Here is a 14,058-nt window from a genome sequence, read left to right on the forward strand (position 1 = left end):
GAATGGTCGATGGTTATGTCCATTTTACCATGGTTTTTCGTCCGGATCAGCTATGGGAGAGCGGCTGGCAGCGAGGTAAGCTGACGGTAGCAAGTAAGCGCTGCCTAAAAGGGGAGAGAATTCAATGGCCATCATCGACGTGCATGGATTGACCTGCAACAACCGCATCGACCCGCTCGGCATCGACGATCCGAGCCCGTCCTTCAGCTGGAAAATCAAATCGGAGCGCAGGGGCTGGCTGCAGCAGGCTTGGCGCATCCAGGTCGCGGCTGCGGCTGGAGGGGAGGAGTTCGCGGACAAGGACCTCGTCTGGGACAGCGGCCGCCAAGAGGGCGGCTCCACGCTGCATGCGCGGTGCGAAGGAGCGGCGCTGCAAGCCTGCACGGCTTATGTCTGGCGAGTCAAGGCTTGGGGAGTCGACGGCGAGGAGTCGCCGTGGAGCGAGCCGGCGCGCTTCGAGACCGCCCTGCTCGGCGATGCTCCGTGGAGCGGAGCGCGCTGGATCTCGCATCCGCTGCCGGCCGACGAGGAAGGCAAGGAGCCGGCCGCCTGCCTGCGCCGCGAGTTCCGGCTCGAGCGGCCGGTCGCCTCGGCCCGGATCTATGCGACGGCGCTCGGCATGTACCGGCTGCTCGTGAACGGCGAGCCGGCCGACGACGCCTGCCTGCATCCCGGCTGGACCAGCTACGCCAAGCGGCTGCAGTACCAGACGTACGATGTGACGAAAAAGCTCCGCTCGGGCGGCAACGCTCTCGGCATCCTGCTTGGCGACGGCTGGTACAAGGGGAGGATCGGCTGGGGCGAATGGCCGATCTACGGCCGCGAGCGCGCGGCGCTGGCGCTGCTGCGCATCCGGTATGCCGACGGCACCGAGGAGACGATCGGCACGGACGGCAGCTGGAAAGGGAGCGACGGCGCGATCCGCGCTTCGGAGATTTACGACGGAGAGCGCTATGACGCGAGGCGGGAAAAGAAAGGCTGGGCGCTGCCCGGCTACGACGACGCGGACTGGACGGCGGCCGCGCCGATCGAGCCTGCCGCCGGGCGGCTCGTCGCGCAGGAGAGCGAGCCGGTGCGCGTCGTCGATACGATCGTGCCGGTCTCGGTGCTGACGACGCCGAGCGGCGAGACAGTGCTGGACATGGGCCAGAACATGGTCGGCTGGGTCCGCTTCACCGTCCGCGGGAAAGCCGGAGCCGCCGTCACGCTGAGCCATGCCGAGGTGCTGGATGCGGCCGGCAATTTCTATACCGACAACCTGCGCTCCGCGAAGCAGCTGGTGACGTACATCTGCTCCGGCGAAGGGGAAGAGACGTTCGAGCCGAGCTTCACGTTCCAGGGCTTCCGCTACGTCAAGGTCGAGGGCGTCGCGCCGGAGCAGATTCCGGGCCGCTTCATCGGGTGCGTCATCACGAGCGATCTGCGGCCGGCAGGCCGGTTCCGCTGCTCCGATCCGCTCGTGAACAAGCTCGTCGACAATATCGTCTGGGGTCAGCTCGGCAACTTCGTCGACATCCCGACCGACTGCCCGCAGCGCGACGAGCGCCTCGGCTGGACCGGCGACGCGCAGGCGTTCGTGCGAGCGTCGACGTACAACCGCGACGTGCTGCCGTTTTTCGCCAAGTGGCTGCGCGATCTGGCGGCGGACCAGCTGCCGGACGGCGGCGTGCCGTTCGTCGTGCCGGATGTGCCGGGCGTCGGCGCGAGCTCGGCGGCTTGGGGAGACGCTGCCGTCATCGTTCCGTGGGTGCTGTACGAGCGCTACGGCGACAAGCGGGTGCTGGAGGAGCAGTACGCCAGCATGAAGGCTTGGGTCGAGTATATCCGCGCTCAAGGCGAGGACGAGTTCTTATGGAATACCGGCTTTCATTTCGGGGACTGGCTCGGTCTCGACGCCAAGGAGAACAGCTATGTCGGGGCGACGCCGCGCGATCTGATCGCGACCGCGTTTTACGCGCATGCCGCCGGCCTGCTCGCCAAGTCGGCCGCCGTCATCGGCAAGGCGGACGATGCCGCCGGATACGGCAAGCTGCGGGAGCAGGTCGAGTCTGCTTTCCGCAAGGAGTTCGTCACCCCGAGCGGCCGGCTCGCGGCGCCGACGCAGACCTCCTATGCGCTGGCGCTCATGTTCGACCTGCTGGAGCCCGGCCAGCGGCAGCAAGCGGCGGACCGGCTCGCCGCGCTCGTCGAGGAGAGCGGCCATCAGCTGACGACCGGGTTTGTCGGCACGCCTTACCTTTGCTATGTGCTGACCCGCTTCGGCCATGCCGAGCTGGCCTACCGCCTGCTGGAGCGCCGCGAATATCCGTCGTGGCTGTATCCGGTCACCAAGGGAGCGACGACGATCTGGGAGCATTGGGACGGCATCAAGCCGGACGGCAGCTTCTGGAGCCGGGACATGAACTCGTACAACCATTACGCCTACGGAGCGGTCGGCGACTGGCTGTTCGGCTCGGTGGCGGGCATCGACGCGGACGAAAGCGGACCGGGCTACCGGAGCATCCGCCTCCGCCCGGTGCCGGGCGGCACGCTTTCGTTCGCCGAAGCGGAGCTCGACTCGCCGTACGGTCCGATCCGCTCCGCCTGGTCGCGCCGGCCGGACGGCGGCTTCGCCTACGAGTTCGAGGTGCCGGCGGGCGCCACCGCGCGCGTGTGCTTGCCGGGCGCGGAGGAGGAAGGATCGACCGAATCCGGCCGGCCGGTGCGAGAGGCCGAGGGCGTATCGGAGGTCGTTCAAGCGGACGAAGGTCTGGAGCTTCGGCTCGGCTCCGGCACGTACCGCTTCGAGACGCGAGCCGCCGGCGCGCAGGCAGCCGTCTGAAACCAAGCCGCTTTTTCTTCGTAGAACGGGAAAAAGCGAGGAGGAATGATTTATGATCCGACGTCTGCTGGAACGGCTGCTCGGCTCGTCCCGTCATCGGAAGCCTTACGGCGGCTACAAGCGCTACAGCTCGAGCAGCGGCCGCAGGGGCTACAGCCATAAGCGCTACAGCTCCTCGGACCGCAAGTACGGGCATGGCCGCGGCCACGGCTACTACAAGGGCCGCAAGCATAGCTCAAGCTGAGGAGGCCGCCCGCCGATCGGCGATCCAAGAAGGCCGGCCCGAATCTCCGCGATGCGGGGGTTCGGGCCGGTCTTTTTGTCCGATCGGGCGGGCGGCGCCGGCTTGAGCGGCCGTTATCGTCCGCTGCGTTCAGCGAGCCGCGAGCATCCGGTCCAGCTCCTCCAGCAGCTCCGGCACGCCGCTTAGCGGCGGGCCATCGGAGCCGAGCAATCGGCGGAGCAGCCGGCGCGCCTGCGGGGTCAGCTCAAGCTCCTCTTCCCAGCCTCGCTCGGGAGCGCCGGGCGCGGGCTCGTAGGAGGAGTAAAGCAGGAACAGCAGCAGCTCGCCGAGATCATGCAGGTCGGAAGCCGGCTCGGCCGGAGCGCGGCGCCGGTCATGCTCGTCCGCGGAGGCGAGCGCGAGCGGAGGCTCGCCGATGCGGCGGGCGAGCCCGAAGTCGATGAGGGAGAGGCTGACTCCGCTGGCGAATCCGGCCCGCGCTGCGCTGTTTGGCGCTCCGAATTCGCTGCTGGATAATTTGGCCAATACATTCGGGATACGCACGTCCAGATGGACATAGCCGCTCTTGTGGACATGGCCGACGATCTCCGCTAGGCTGCGGACGAGCCGAAGCGCCTCCGCTTCGGAGAATGTCCGTCCCTGCTCGAAGATCCAATCCTCGAGCGTCACCCCCGCAGCCAGCTCGCTCGCGAGAAACAGCTGCCCCCGCTCCTCCAGCAGCGCGAGCGCGCGCGGAATAGCCGGATGGTCCAGCCGCTCCAGCATGCCGGCTTCCCGGCGGAGCAGCTCGCGGGCGGCCGCGCCTTTGCTCGGCTTGGCCTGCTTGAGAGCGGCCGGGCGGCCGCGCAGCAGGTCGGTGCAGCGATAGGTCAGGCCGTAGCTGCCGATGCCGAGCAGCTCGTCGATCCGATAGCGGCGGCCGACGATGACGCCGCCGCGCAGCGGACGGTCGAGCCAGTCGGCGAGCAGTCTTTTTCCTTGCAGAAGCAATCGGTTCATCGTACCTCCCGGCCATGCTGGAATGCTTTCTATACGTCTCTCAGCCGAAAAGGGTTCTGCCGTCCGCGAGGATCCGGTACAATGGAGGCAAGCAAAAGGAGGAATCGCCTATGTCGGAAAAATCGGAAGACGCTGTTTTGGAGCGGCTGCTGAAGCCGCTTCGCGAGGCGGTGGAGCGGAAATGGACGCCGGGAGCCGCGGCCGCCGTTCATGTCCGCGGAGCAAGCTGGAGCGTCGCGGTCGGGGCGACTTCGTCCGAGCCGGCGGACGCCCGGCCGGTCGGAGCGGATACGCTTTACGACTGCGCTTCGCTGACGAAAGTGGCCGCGACGCTGCCGCTGACGCTGCGGCTCGCGGCAGAGGGACGCCTCCGGCTGGACGAGCCGGCTAGCCGGCTGCTGCCGGAGCTCGCCGCCGGACCGTCCTGCGGCGTGACGATCCGCCAGCTGCTCGCCCACACCTCCGGGCTGCCGTCCAGCGAGAACCTGCACTCGCCGCCGGCGCCGCTGGCGGAGGCGCTCCGCCGGATCGCGGCCCGCGACCTGCGCGCGGAGCCGGGGACGTCGGCCGTCTATAGCGACATCGGCTTCCTGCTGCTCGGCGAGCTGGCCTCGCGGGCGGCCGGCCTGCCGCTGGACGAGGCGGTCCGGAGTCTCGTCTGGGAGCCGCTCGGAATGGAGCGGACCTCCTACGGCCTGCGCGCGGAGGAGCGGCCAGTATGCGCGCCGACCGAGCGCGATGCCGCGAGCGGCCGCTTCTGGCAAGGCGTCGTGCATGACGAGAACGCTCGCGCGCTCGGAGGCGTCGCTGGCCATGCGGGCATGTTCTCGACGGCGCAGGATCTGCTGCGCTATGCCGCGATGTGGCTGGGTGAGCCGCCGGCCGGAGCCGCTGCTTCCGGCGACGCATTGGCGAGCGCAGCTGCCGCGGCGGAGGTGCTGCCGGAGCCGATCCGCCGCGAGGCGCTGCGGCTGCAGACGTCCGGGCGGGACGAGGAGCGGCGCGGCCTCGGCTGGGTGCTGCGCGGCGACAAGGCGGACTGCTTCGGCTCGCTGGCGAGCGGCAGCGCGTTCGGCCATACCGGCTTCACCGGAACGAGCCTCATGGTCGATCCGGAGCGCGGCCTCGCCGTCGTGCTGCTGACGAACCGCGTCCATTTCGGGCGCGGCGTCGACCTCGGTCCGCTGCGGCGCGAGTTCCACGACGCCGCCTGCCGGCTCGCCGACGAGCTGCCCGGCTGAGCGTCGAAGCGCTTGCGCCGGCTCCGGAGCCGGCGCAAGCGCTCCGACGCCGATCCGCATCCGGCTCCACCCTTTATGCGGCGCTGGCGGCGCCTTCGTCCGAGCGTCCCGATCCGACTTTTTCGGAACCGTGCCGGTCGGGCGCTCTCGTCTTGCAGTCGCTATCCTAGGGAAAGGAAAGGAGGTCCATCGGCATGCTGGAAGCCTGGAACCTGGCGCTCGACGATCTGGAGGAACGCCTCTTCGCCGGCGAACAGATCGACCTGGCGCGGACGGCGCGGATCGCGCTCTGCTCGGAGCATCACTTCAAGCGCATGTTCTCTTACTTGTCGGGAGTCCCGCTTGCGGAGTACATCCGCCGCAGGCGGCTGACGCTGGCCGCGGATGAGCTGCGGCAGCGGGGGGCCAAGGTCATCGACGTCGCCGTCAAGCACGGCTATGCGTCGCCGGACGCCTTCGCGCGCGCGTTCCAGGCGCAGCACGGAGCGACGCCGAGCGAGGCGCGCTCGGGCGGCGTCCAGCTGAAGGCGTTTCCGAGGATGACCTTTCACTTGAGCTTGAGAGGCGGCATGGAGATGAAGGTGCGGATAGTTGAAAAAGGAGCGTTTCGGATCGTCGGCCTCGGCCGGCGGGTGCCGATTCAATTTGAAGGCGTCAATCCGGCGATTCAGGAGATGTGGGGCAGCTTGACTCCGGAAGGCGTCGCCGAGCTGAAGGCTCTCAGTGACGGCGAGCCGTCCGGACTCGTCAGCGCATCGACGAATTTTTCCGAGGAGCGCATGGAGGAGAAGGGCGAGCTCGACCATCATATCGGAGCGGCCACGACAAGGAGCGCGCCGGCAGGCTGGCAGACGCTGGAGGTGGCTTCGTCGACATGGGCGGTGTTCGAGGCGGTCGGTGCGTTCCCGGCCGCGCTGCAAAACGTCTGGGGACGGATCTACTCCGAGTGGTTCCCGTCCTCGGGCTATGAGCTTGTCCCGGGACCGGAGATGCTTTGGAACGAGTCCGCGGACACGTCCAAGCCGGACTATCGCAGCGAGATCTGGATCCCGGTGCGACGGCCGGCAGAGGCGCGGGGCTGAGCGGGCGGCGGGAAAGCCGCGCGGCTCGGCGGGAAGGCAAGGCGTAGGCATAGGCAGGCGGGCGAGGGGCAGCCGCTTTCCTTGTCGGCTATTCGGCCACTTGGCCCTCTTGCAGACGAAAAGAAGACCGGAGCGCCCGCTCCGGTCTTTTCGGCGATCCGCCGCCGTTTCGGCGATCCGCCGCCGTTTCGGCGATCCGCCGCCGTTTCGGCGATCCGCCGCCGTTTCGGCGGCCTAGCCGAGGAATTTTCGGATCATGTTCATCTTCTCGGGCGTGTACGGCGGGAACGTGAGGCTGCTCGCGAACCGGAAGCTGCGGCGCACGACGCTCTTGCGGTGGGAGAACAGCTCGAAGCTGTGCCGCCCGTGATACGCCCCGATGCCGGAAGGTCCGACGCCGCCGAAGGGCAGCTCCGGGTTGATCAGATGCATCATCGTGTCGTTCACGGTGCCGCCGCCGAACGAGCAGCGCGCGATGACCTTCTCCACGGCTTCGTCGTCCTTGGTGAAAAGATACAGCGCCAGTGGCTTCGGCTTGCCGTTCACGAGGCGGATCGCCTCGTCGACGCTGTCGATGCCGATGATTGGCAGCACCGGTCCGAACAGCTCTTCCTCCATCGCCGCCGAGTGGTGGAAGTCTGCGTTCAGCACAGTCGGCTCGATGTACAGCGTCGCGCGGTCGATCCTGCCGCCGAAGACGATGCTCTCGCGATCGCGCTCCAGGATGTCCGCCAGCCGGTCGAACTGGCGCTCGTTCACGATCCGGCCGAACTCGGCGCGGGACGGATCGTCGCCGTAGAAGTCGCGGACCGCCTCGCGCATCTGGCGGATTAGCTCCTCCTTGATCTCCTTTTCGGCGAGAATGTAGTCCGGAGCGACGCAGGTCTGGCCGGCGTTCATCAGCTTGCCCCACATGATGCGCCGGGCGGAGATCTTCAGATCCGCGGTGCGGTCGACGATGACCGGGCTCTTGCCGCCGAGCTCCAGCGTGACCGGCACGAGATTTTTGGCCGCGGCCTGCATGACGATGCGTCCGACCGGCACGCTGCCGGTGAAGAAGATGTAGTCGAACGGCGACTCGATCAGCGCCGTCGTCGTCTCACGCTCGCCCTCCACGACCCGGACGAAGCCCGGCTCGAACGTAACGGCGATCATGTCGCGGATGACGGCGGAGACATGGGGCGTGTTCTCGGACGGCTTGAGCACGGCGCAGTTGCCGGCCGCGATGGCGCCGACGAGCGGCTCCACGAGCAGCTGGATCGGATAGTTGAACGGCCCGATGATGAGCGCGGTGCCGTACGGCTCGCGGTAGATGCGGCTGCGGGCGGGGAACTGGAACAGCTTGCTCCCGGTCCGCTCCGGCTTCGCCCAGCGGCGCAGCTTTTTGGCGGTGTCCTTGATGCTGGCGAGCGTGAAGCCGATTTCGCTCATATATGCTTCGGCAGGGCCTTTGTGCAGATCCTTGAACACGGCATCGAGCAACGGCTGCTCGAACTTGCGGAGCGCGGCGGCGAGCCGATGCAACTGCTCGATTCGCCAGTCGATCGGGCGGGTGGCGCCAGTATCGAAAAAGCGCTTGTGCTCGGCGAGCATCGCCGCGACCTCGGCAGGGGTGACGGGCTTCATGATCGTTCCTCCTTGTCGGATGGGGTGTCGGATGCGTTGGGGGATCGAGCTGGCGGAACGGATGCGCCGCCGGCTCCGGGAGCCAGGCATTCGCGCTCGACCGTCTCCAGCAGCTCGCGCAGCAGGGCGGCAGGCTCTTCGAGCCGCAGCGAGTAGATCCGCTGCGTGCCCTGCTGCTCGCAGGCGAGCAGGCCGGCTTGCAGCAGCAGCTTGAGATGATGGGACACGGCGGGCCGGCTCAAGCTGAGCCGCGCGGTCAGATCGCTTACGGACAGCGGGCCGTTTTCGTGGAGATGCAGCAGGATGTCCTGCCGATGCGGATCGGACAGCGTCTGGAACACCGGCAGGCACTGGCGGAACAGCTGAATGGCGAGCTTGCCCATGGCAGAGCCTCCTTAAGGTAGAGAAAGTCAGGCTTATACGTTGATGCGTTTAAACTCTTCGACCATTTTAGTATAGCGGATGGCTGACGGAGTCGCTACTCTCCGCCTGAAGTGCAGGGGAGCCGCTCTTACGAGCGGCTGAAAAGGAGTCTGACCGGGGGAGTTGCGCGGAAAAACCGAGTTGCTGAGCTATACGTGATGGGCACGGTGCGCTTGAAGGAGCGGCGGGGCGCTCTACGCGCGGAAAAACTGTGCGTAGCCAGCGCAGGAGTCGCGACGCGGCGCCCTACGCGCGGAAAAACTGTGCGTAGCTGGCCCAGGAGTCGCGACGCGGCGCCCTACGCGCGGAAAAACTGTGCGTAGCCAGTGAAGCCGACGCGACGCGGCGCTCTACGCGCGGAAAAACTGTGCGTAGCCGGAGCAGGAGTCGCGACGCGGCGCTCTACGTGCGGAAAAACTGTGCGTAGCCGGAGCAGGAGTCGCGACGCGGCGCCCTACGCGCGGAAAAACTGTGCGTAGCCAGCGAAGCCGACGCGACGCGGCGCTCTACGCGTGGAAAAACCGTGCGTAGCCAGCGCAGGAGTCGCGACGCGGCGCTACACGCGTGGAAAAACCGTGCGTAGCTGGCCCAGGAGTCGCGACGCGGCGCCCTACGCGCGGAAAAACTGTGCGTAGCCAGTGAAGCCGACACGACGCGGCGCTCTACGCGCGGAAAAACTGTGCGTAGCCGGAGCAGGAGTCGCGACGCGGCGCCCTACGCGCGGAAAAACTGTGCGTAGCCAGCGAAGGCGACGCGACGCGGCGCTCTACGCGCGGAAAAACTGTGCGTAGCCGGAGCAGGAGTCGCGACGCGGCGCCCTACGCGCGGAAAAACTGTGCGTAGCCAGCGAAGCCGACGCGACGCGGCGCTCTACGCGCGGAAAACCTTGCGAGATGTACATACGAAAAGAGAGCGGCTACAAAGTCCGCTCTCTTCAGGGCATTTACTAGATGGTGTGGGGCGTTCAGCAGGAGCGGAGGGGACGGAAACCTCTTGGAGAAGCGGGAGCGGTTCCCTTGAAGGCCGGATTCCTTCCGTTTCGGGAAGGGAGATCAGAGGAATCTGGGCTTCAGCGGAATCGGAAAGAGGTTCCGTACCCGGAGCGCAGCCAGCGGCCAGCCGAACTGGAATTGCCGTACCCGGAGCGCAGCAGCGGCCAGCCGAACTGGAATTGTCGTACCCGGAGCGCAGCAGCTTCAGCTCCGGACTAGGAAGTCGTCCGCCGAAGCAGCAGGTAGACGAAGTAAGGCGCGCCGATGAAAGCGGCGACGACGCCGGCGGGCACGCCGTTCGGGTCCGCTAGATTGCGGCCGATCGTGTCGGCGGCGAGCAGCAGCCAGCCTCCGATCAGCATCGCGATCGGCAGCGACAGCTGGTTGCGCGGGCCGACGAGCGCCTTGGCGATATGCGGCGCCATGAGCCCGATGAAGCTGATGCCGCCTGTCACGGAGACGGAGGAGGCGGCGAGCGCGACGGCCGCGATGAGCAGCCAGATGCGCTCCTTCTGCACCGGCAGGCCGATGCCGACGGCGACCGGCTCGCTCAGCTCAAGCAGGTTGAGCTGGTTCGCTTTGTACAGCGTGAACGGGATGAGCAGCAGCAGCCACGGCAGCAGCGCCCAGATGAACACCCAATCGGTGCCCCAGATGCTGCCGGACAGCCATTTGGCGATGAAGTCGACCTTCTCGCGGTCGGAGACCGAGGAGATGACGACCGTCATGATGCCGGAGATGGACAGCGAGAAGCCGACGCCGATGAGCACGAGCCGGACCGGATTCAGTCCTTCGCCCTTGCGATACGAGAACAGGTAGATGAAAAAAGCGGTCAGCATCGCGCTGGCGAAGGCGACCAGCGTGAGCAGATAGACGAAGCTGCCCGGCTCAATCGGGGCGAACAGGAAAAATACGGCGACGCCGAGGCCGGCGCCGGTGTTGATGCCGATGATGCCCGGATCGGCAAGGTCGTTGCGCGTCACCCGCTGCAGGATCGCGCCGGAGAGGGCGAGGCCGACGCCGGCCAGGAAGGTGATGGCGATGCGCGGCAGGCGGATCGAGAAGAGCACGAACTCCTCCTTGCGCGAGCCGTCGCCGAACAGGACGGGCAGCACCCGTTTGATGCCGAGATTGGAATAGCCCCAGCTGGCGCTGACGAGCATCGTGACGGCGACGAGCAGCAGCAGGACGATCAGCGCGATGCGCTGCCGCCGGCGCGCGAGCGATTCGATCATCGGAACGCGCCTCCTTTCCGATTGACGATCCAGAGGAAGAACGGCAGGCCGAGCATGGCGACGATCGCCGTGAGCGACGTCTCATACGGCGAGTTGACCGTGCGCGCGAACGTATCGGCGAGCAGCAGCAGCGCGGCTCCGCCGACAGCCGACACCGGCAGCACGAAGCGGTAGTCCGGACCGACGATCGCGCGCGCGACATGCGGCACGAGCAGTCCGACGAAGGCCATATTGCCGACGAGCGCCACCGCGGCGCCGGTGAGCAGCACGACGACGACGAACAGCAGCGTCTTCGCGAGCGCGGTATTTTGGCCGAGGCCGGTCGAGACTTCCTCGCTCATGCTGAGCACGGTGAGCTGGCGGGATAGGAGCAGCGCCCCCAGGATGCCGGCTCCGATGAACGGCGTGACGAGGGCGAGCTGCTTCCAGGTCGTGCCGATGACGCCGCCGGCGTTCCACAGGTTGACCTGCTGCGAGATCTTGAAGTGCAGGCTGACCGCGTCGGAGGCTGCGAACAGCAGCGCGGAGATCGCGGCGCCGGCGAGCACGATGCGCAGCGGCGAGAAGCGGTTGCTGCGGGAGGCGCTGATGCCGAAGACGAGCAGAGCGGCGGCCGTCGAGCCGATGAAGCAGCCGATCATGATGCCGATGTAGCCGATGTTCGGAAACAGCGCGATCGTCAGCGCGAGCATCAGGTTCGCTCCGGCCGTCAGGCCGAGCAGGCCGGGATCGGCGAGCGGATTGCGCGTCATGCCCTGCATGACCGCGCCGGCTACGGCGAGCGCGGAGCCGACCGCCATGGCGGCCAGCTCGCGCGGCAGGCGCAGCTCGCGGATGGTGAGGACGGCCTTTTCCGAGGAGGAAGTGAACAGGGCCATCAGCACGTCGCGGAAGCTGGTGTCGGCCGCGCCGAAGGTGAGGGCGAAGAAGAAGCAAAAGGCGAGAGCGACGAGCGAGGCCGCGAGCTTCCAGCCGAAATAAGCGCCTCTTCGCCGGGACAATGGTTGCTGCATGGGGGAACCTCCTTGATCGATCGTCCGGCGGTTCGAGCCGGTCGGCTAAACAGCGAAAGGAACCCTTGAACGAGCAAGAGTTCCAGTCGGATCATCCTTGGTCAGTTGCCGAGGAAATGGGATTTGAAGAAGTCGAGCTGGTAGTCGAGCGTGATCGGATCGTTGAAGTAGAACTCCTTGGCGTTCGCTTCGAACACTTGGCCGTTCTTCACCGCCGGGATGTTCTTGTACGACTCCGTCTGCTGGAACGCGTTCTCCTGGTCGAGGTATTTGCTGATGATCAGGTAGTCACCGGCATATTCCGGAAGCACTTCGGCGGAAAGGGCGTAGTACCCGTCCTGAAGCGCCATCTCCTTGACCTTCTCCGGCATGTTCAGCTTCATCGCCTGATAAAGGACCTCGGTGCCGCGGCCCCAGTTGTCGCCGAACACGTACAGCTGCTTGTCGTAGCTCTCGATGACGGAAACCGTCTTGTCGCCGATCTTGGCGCGGATCTGCTCGCCGGCCTCTGCGGCGCGAGCCTTGAAGTCGTCGATCCATGCCTGGGCTTCCTTCTCCTTGTTCAGCAGCTTGCCGATCTCCAGCTGCTGCGTCAGGTAGTCGACCTTGCCGTAGGTGTAGGTCACGGTAGGGGCGATTTCCTTGAGCTTGTCGAGGTTTTTGGTGGTGGACAAGCCGATGATCAGATCGGGATCGAGCTCGATGATCTTCTCGATGTTCTCCTCGCTGATCTCCTCGACGCCGGCCAGATGGTCCTGGTAGCGCGGATTCATCTTGGACCAGCTGTCGACGCCGACGAGCGGCACGCCGAGAGCCATGACATTGCCCGCATAAGAGGCGACGACGATGACGCGCTGCGGGTTCGCCGGCACTTCGATCGGTCCGTTCTCGGACTCGTATGTAATCGTTCCTTCCGTCGCGGCTGCGGAGCCGTTCGCATTCGCCGCAGCGGCATTTTCAGCTCCGGCGGCGCCTTCGTTCGTGCCGGCGTTGGAGCTTTTCTGACCGCCGCATGCAGTCAAGAGAAGGAGGAGCGACAGGATGAGCGGCAGGCATATCTTTTTCAACGATGATCTCTCCCTAAATGAATGATAATGATTATCAATGACGTTCTTCACTATAGAGCTGTCCGCGGGATCTGTCAAGCCTGGAGTCGAAGATGGCGCGAGAAAACCGCCTTGCCGAAGCGGGCGTTGCCAAGGGAGAAAAAAGACGGTAAAGTAAATGAGAATGATAATCAATGGAGCGGGGGGAACCGGATTGAACGGGAATCGCGAAGGTCGGGAAACCGAGGAGCTGTTCGATACGACCATTATCGGCGGAGGGCCGGCCGGGCTCTATTCCGCCTTTTATAGCGGACTGAGAGGGCTGCGGACCAAGATCGTCGAGTATCAGCCTCGCTTGGGAGGCAAGATCCACATCTACCCGGAAAAGATCATCTGGGATGTCGGCGGGCTGACGCCCGTGCCAGGCGCGCAGCTGATCGAGCAGCTCGTGCAGCAGGGGCTGACTTTCGATCCGGAGGTCGTGCTCGGGGAGAAGATCGAGCGCATCGTGAAGGACGAGGAAGGAATCTTTCTGCTCGAAGGGTCTTCGGGCCGGATCCACCGCTCGCGCACGGTCATCGTGGCCGTCGGCGGCGGCATCCTCAATCCGCAGCGGCTGCAGATCGAGGGAGCGGACCGCTTCGAGGTGTCGAACCTCCACTATACGGTCAAGTCGCTCAAGCAGTTCAAGGACAAGGTCGTGCTCGTCTCCGGCGGGGGCAACTCGGCCGTCGACTGGGCCAACGAGCTGGTCGCCGTCGCCCGCCAGGTGTACGTCGTGCACCGCAAGGAATCGCTCACCGGCCATGAGGCCAAGGTCGCCCAGCTGCTCGGCAGCTCGGCGAAATGCCTGTTCCAGACGTCGATCACGCGCTTGCTTGCGGAGCCCGGATCGGACCGCATCGGCAAGGTCGAGCTGACCCATATCGCAACGGGCGAGATCGCGGAGGTGGAGGTCGAGGAGGTCGTCATCAACCACGGCTACGAGCGCGACAGCTCGCTGCTCGACAACAGCCCGCTGGACCTCAAGCGCATCGACAGCTTCTACATCGCGGGCAACGGCAGCGGCGAGTCCTCGGTGCCGGGGCTTTACGCCGCGGGAGACATCCTCATGCAGGAAGGCAAGCTCCATCTCATCGCCGGCACGTTCCAGGACGCGGCCAACGCCGTCAACCGGGCCAAGATGCATCTGAATCCCGATGCCGACAGCTACGCCATGGTTTCCTCGCACAACGACGTGTTCAGCAGCCGCAACAAAGAAATCGTCAAGCAGCTGCTGAACAGCTGAACGCCGCTTCGCCGTCATCAAGGCCGTCCGCATCCGCATGCGGACGGC

Annotated in this window: 11 protein-coding genes; 5 read left to right on the forward strand and 6 right to left on the reverse strand. The window is 66.0% G+C overall.

From position 1 onward, the window contains the following. Nucleotides 1-124: 124 nt before the first annotated feature. On the forward strand, nt 125-2,821 hold the full coding sequence (locus GE073_RS08920) for a glycoside hydrolase family 78 protein (protein WP_153783299.1): 2,697 nt from the start codon (nt 125-127) through the stop codon (nt 2,819-2,821). A 52-nt stretch (nt 2,822-2,873) separates the two neighbouring features. Further along, a complete protein-coding gene (locus tag GE073_RS08925) occupies nt 2,874-3,065 on the forward strand; it encodes a hypothetical protein (RefSeq protein ID WP_028597841.1) in 192 nt (63 codons plus the stop codon). Nucleotides 3,066-3,194: 129 nt separating this feature from the next. Here the strand turns inward: GE073_RS08925 and GE073_RS08930 are convergent, their stop codons facing one another. After that, nucleotides 3,195-4,064: a protein kinase domain-containing protein gene (locus GE073_RS08930; protein WP_153783300.1), complete on the reverse strand. Its 870-nt coding sequence runs from the start codon at nt 4,062-4,064 to the stop codon at nt 3,195-3,197. 110 nt (nt 4,065-4,174) lie between these two features. Between GE073_RS08930 and GE073_RS08935 the strand changes: the two genes are divergently transcribed. Together GE073_RS08935 and GE073_RS08940 are read left to right on the forward strand one after the other, a co-directional pair. After that, a complete protein-coding gene (locus tag GE073_RS08935) occupies nt 4,175-5,305 on the forward strand; it encodes a serine hydrolase domain-containing protein (RefSeq protein WP_052333007.1) in 1,131 nt (376 codons plus the stop codon). Nucleotides 5,306-5,493: 188 nt separating this feature from the next. Next, a complete protein-coding gene (locus tag GE073_RS08940; RefSeq protein WP_028597844.1) occupies nt 5,494-6,387 on the forward strand; it encodes an AraC family transcriptional regulator in 894 nt (297 codons plus the stop codon). 234 nt (nt 6,388-6,621) lie between these two features. On the opposite strand, the gene GE073_RS08945 is transcribed toward GE073_RS08940, so the two are convergent. The 5 genes from GE073_RS08945 to GE073_RS08965 all read right to left on the reverse strand — a co-directional run bounded on the left by GE073_RS08945 (nt 6,622) and on the right by GE073_RS08965 (nt 12,743). Then, entirely contained in the window at nt 6,622-8,013 is a 1,392-nt protein-coding gene (locus GE073_RS08945; protein ID WP_028597845.1) for an aldehyde dehydrogenase, read from the reverse strand. Then, nucleotides 8,010-8,396, reverse strand: a complete 387-nt coding sequence (locus tag GE073_RS08950) for an ArsR/SmtB family transcription factor (protein WP_084136720.1) — start codon at nt 8,394-8,396, stop codon at nt 8,010-8,012. The genes GE073_RS08945 and GE073_RS08950 overlap by 4 nt, the downstream gene beginning before the upstream one ends. Before the next feature lie 1,247 nt (nt 8,397-9,643). Then, a complete protein-coding gene (locus GE073_RS08955) occupies nt 9,644-10,663 on the reverse strand; it encodes a FecCD family ABC transporter permease (RefSeq protein WP_028599458.1) in 1,020 nt (339 codons plus the stop codon). Continuing rightward, nucleotides 10,660-11,676 (reverse strand): FecCD family ABC transporter permease, encoded by a 1,017-nt coding sequence (locus GE073_RS08960; RefSeq protein WP_101808918.1) that lies wholly within the window; start codon nt 11,674-11,676, stop codon nt 10,660-10,662. Before GE073_RS08960 ends, GE073_RS08955 begins: the two co-directional genes overlap by 4 nt. A 101-nt stretch (nt 11,677-11,777) precedes the next feature. Continuing rightward, nucleotides 11,778-12,743, reverse strand: a complete 966-nt coding sequence (locus GE073_RS08965; RefSeq protein WP_028599460.1) for an iron-hydroxamate ABC transporter substrate-binding protein — start codon at nt 12,741-12,743, stop codon at nt 11,778-11,780. Between the two features lie 193 nt (nt 12,744-12,936). Between GE073_RS08965 and GE073_RS08970 the strand changes: the two genes are divergently transcribed. Continuing rightward, a complete protein-coding gene (locus tag GE073_RS08970; RefSeq protein WP_028599461.1) occupies nt 12,937-14,010 on the forward strand; it encodes an NAD(P)/FAD-dependent oxidoreductase in 1,074 nt (357 codons plus the stop codon). Nucleotides 14,011-14,058 lie beyond the last annotated feature (48 nt).

Source organism: Paenibacillus sp. B01 (genome assembly GCF_009649995.1).
Classification (GTDB): Bacteria; Bacillota; Bacilli; order Paenibacillales; family Paenibacillaceae; genus Paenibacillus_O; species Paenibacillus_O pasadenensis.

What these genes read in the sequence shown, in the direction of transcription:
- GE073_RS08925 (WP_028597841.1), top strand. Translation starts at nt 2,874, where the DNA reads ATGATCCGACGTCTGCTGGAACGGCTGCTCGGCTCGTCCCGTCATCGG.
- GE073_RS08955 (WP_028599458.1), bottom strand. Translation starts at nt 10,663, where the DNA reads ATGATCGAATCGCTCGCGCGCCGGCGGCAGCGCATCGCGCTGATCGTC.
- GE073_RS08945 (WP_028597845.1), bottom strand. Translation starts at nt 8,013, where the DNA reads ATGAAGCCCGTCACCCCTGCCGAGGTCGCGGCGATGCTCGCCGAGCAC.
- GE073_RS08920 (WP_153783299.1), top strand. Translation starts at nt 125, where the DNA reads ATGGCCATCATCGACGTGCATGGATTGACCTGCAACAACCGCATCGAC.
- GE073_RS08950 (WP_084136720.1), bottom strand. Translation starts at nt 8,396, where the DNA reads ATGGGCAAGCTCGCCATTCAGCTGTTCCGCCAGTGCCTGCCGGTGTTC.
- GE073_RS08930 (WP_153783300.1), bottom strand. Translation starts at nt 4,064, where the DNA reads ATGAACCGATTGCTTCTGCAAGGAAAAAGACTGCTCGCCGACTGGCTC.
- GE073_RS08960 (WP_101808918.1), bottom strand. Translation starts at nt 11,676, where the DNA reads ATGCAGCAACCATTGTCCCGGCGAAGAGGCGCTTATTTCGGCTGGAAG.
- GE073_RS08935 (WP_052333007.1), top strand. Translation starts at nt 4,175, where the DNA reads ATGTCGGAAAAATCGGAAGACGCTGTTTTGGAGCGGCTGCTGAAGCCG.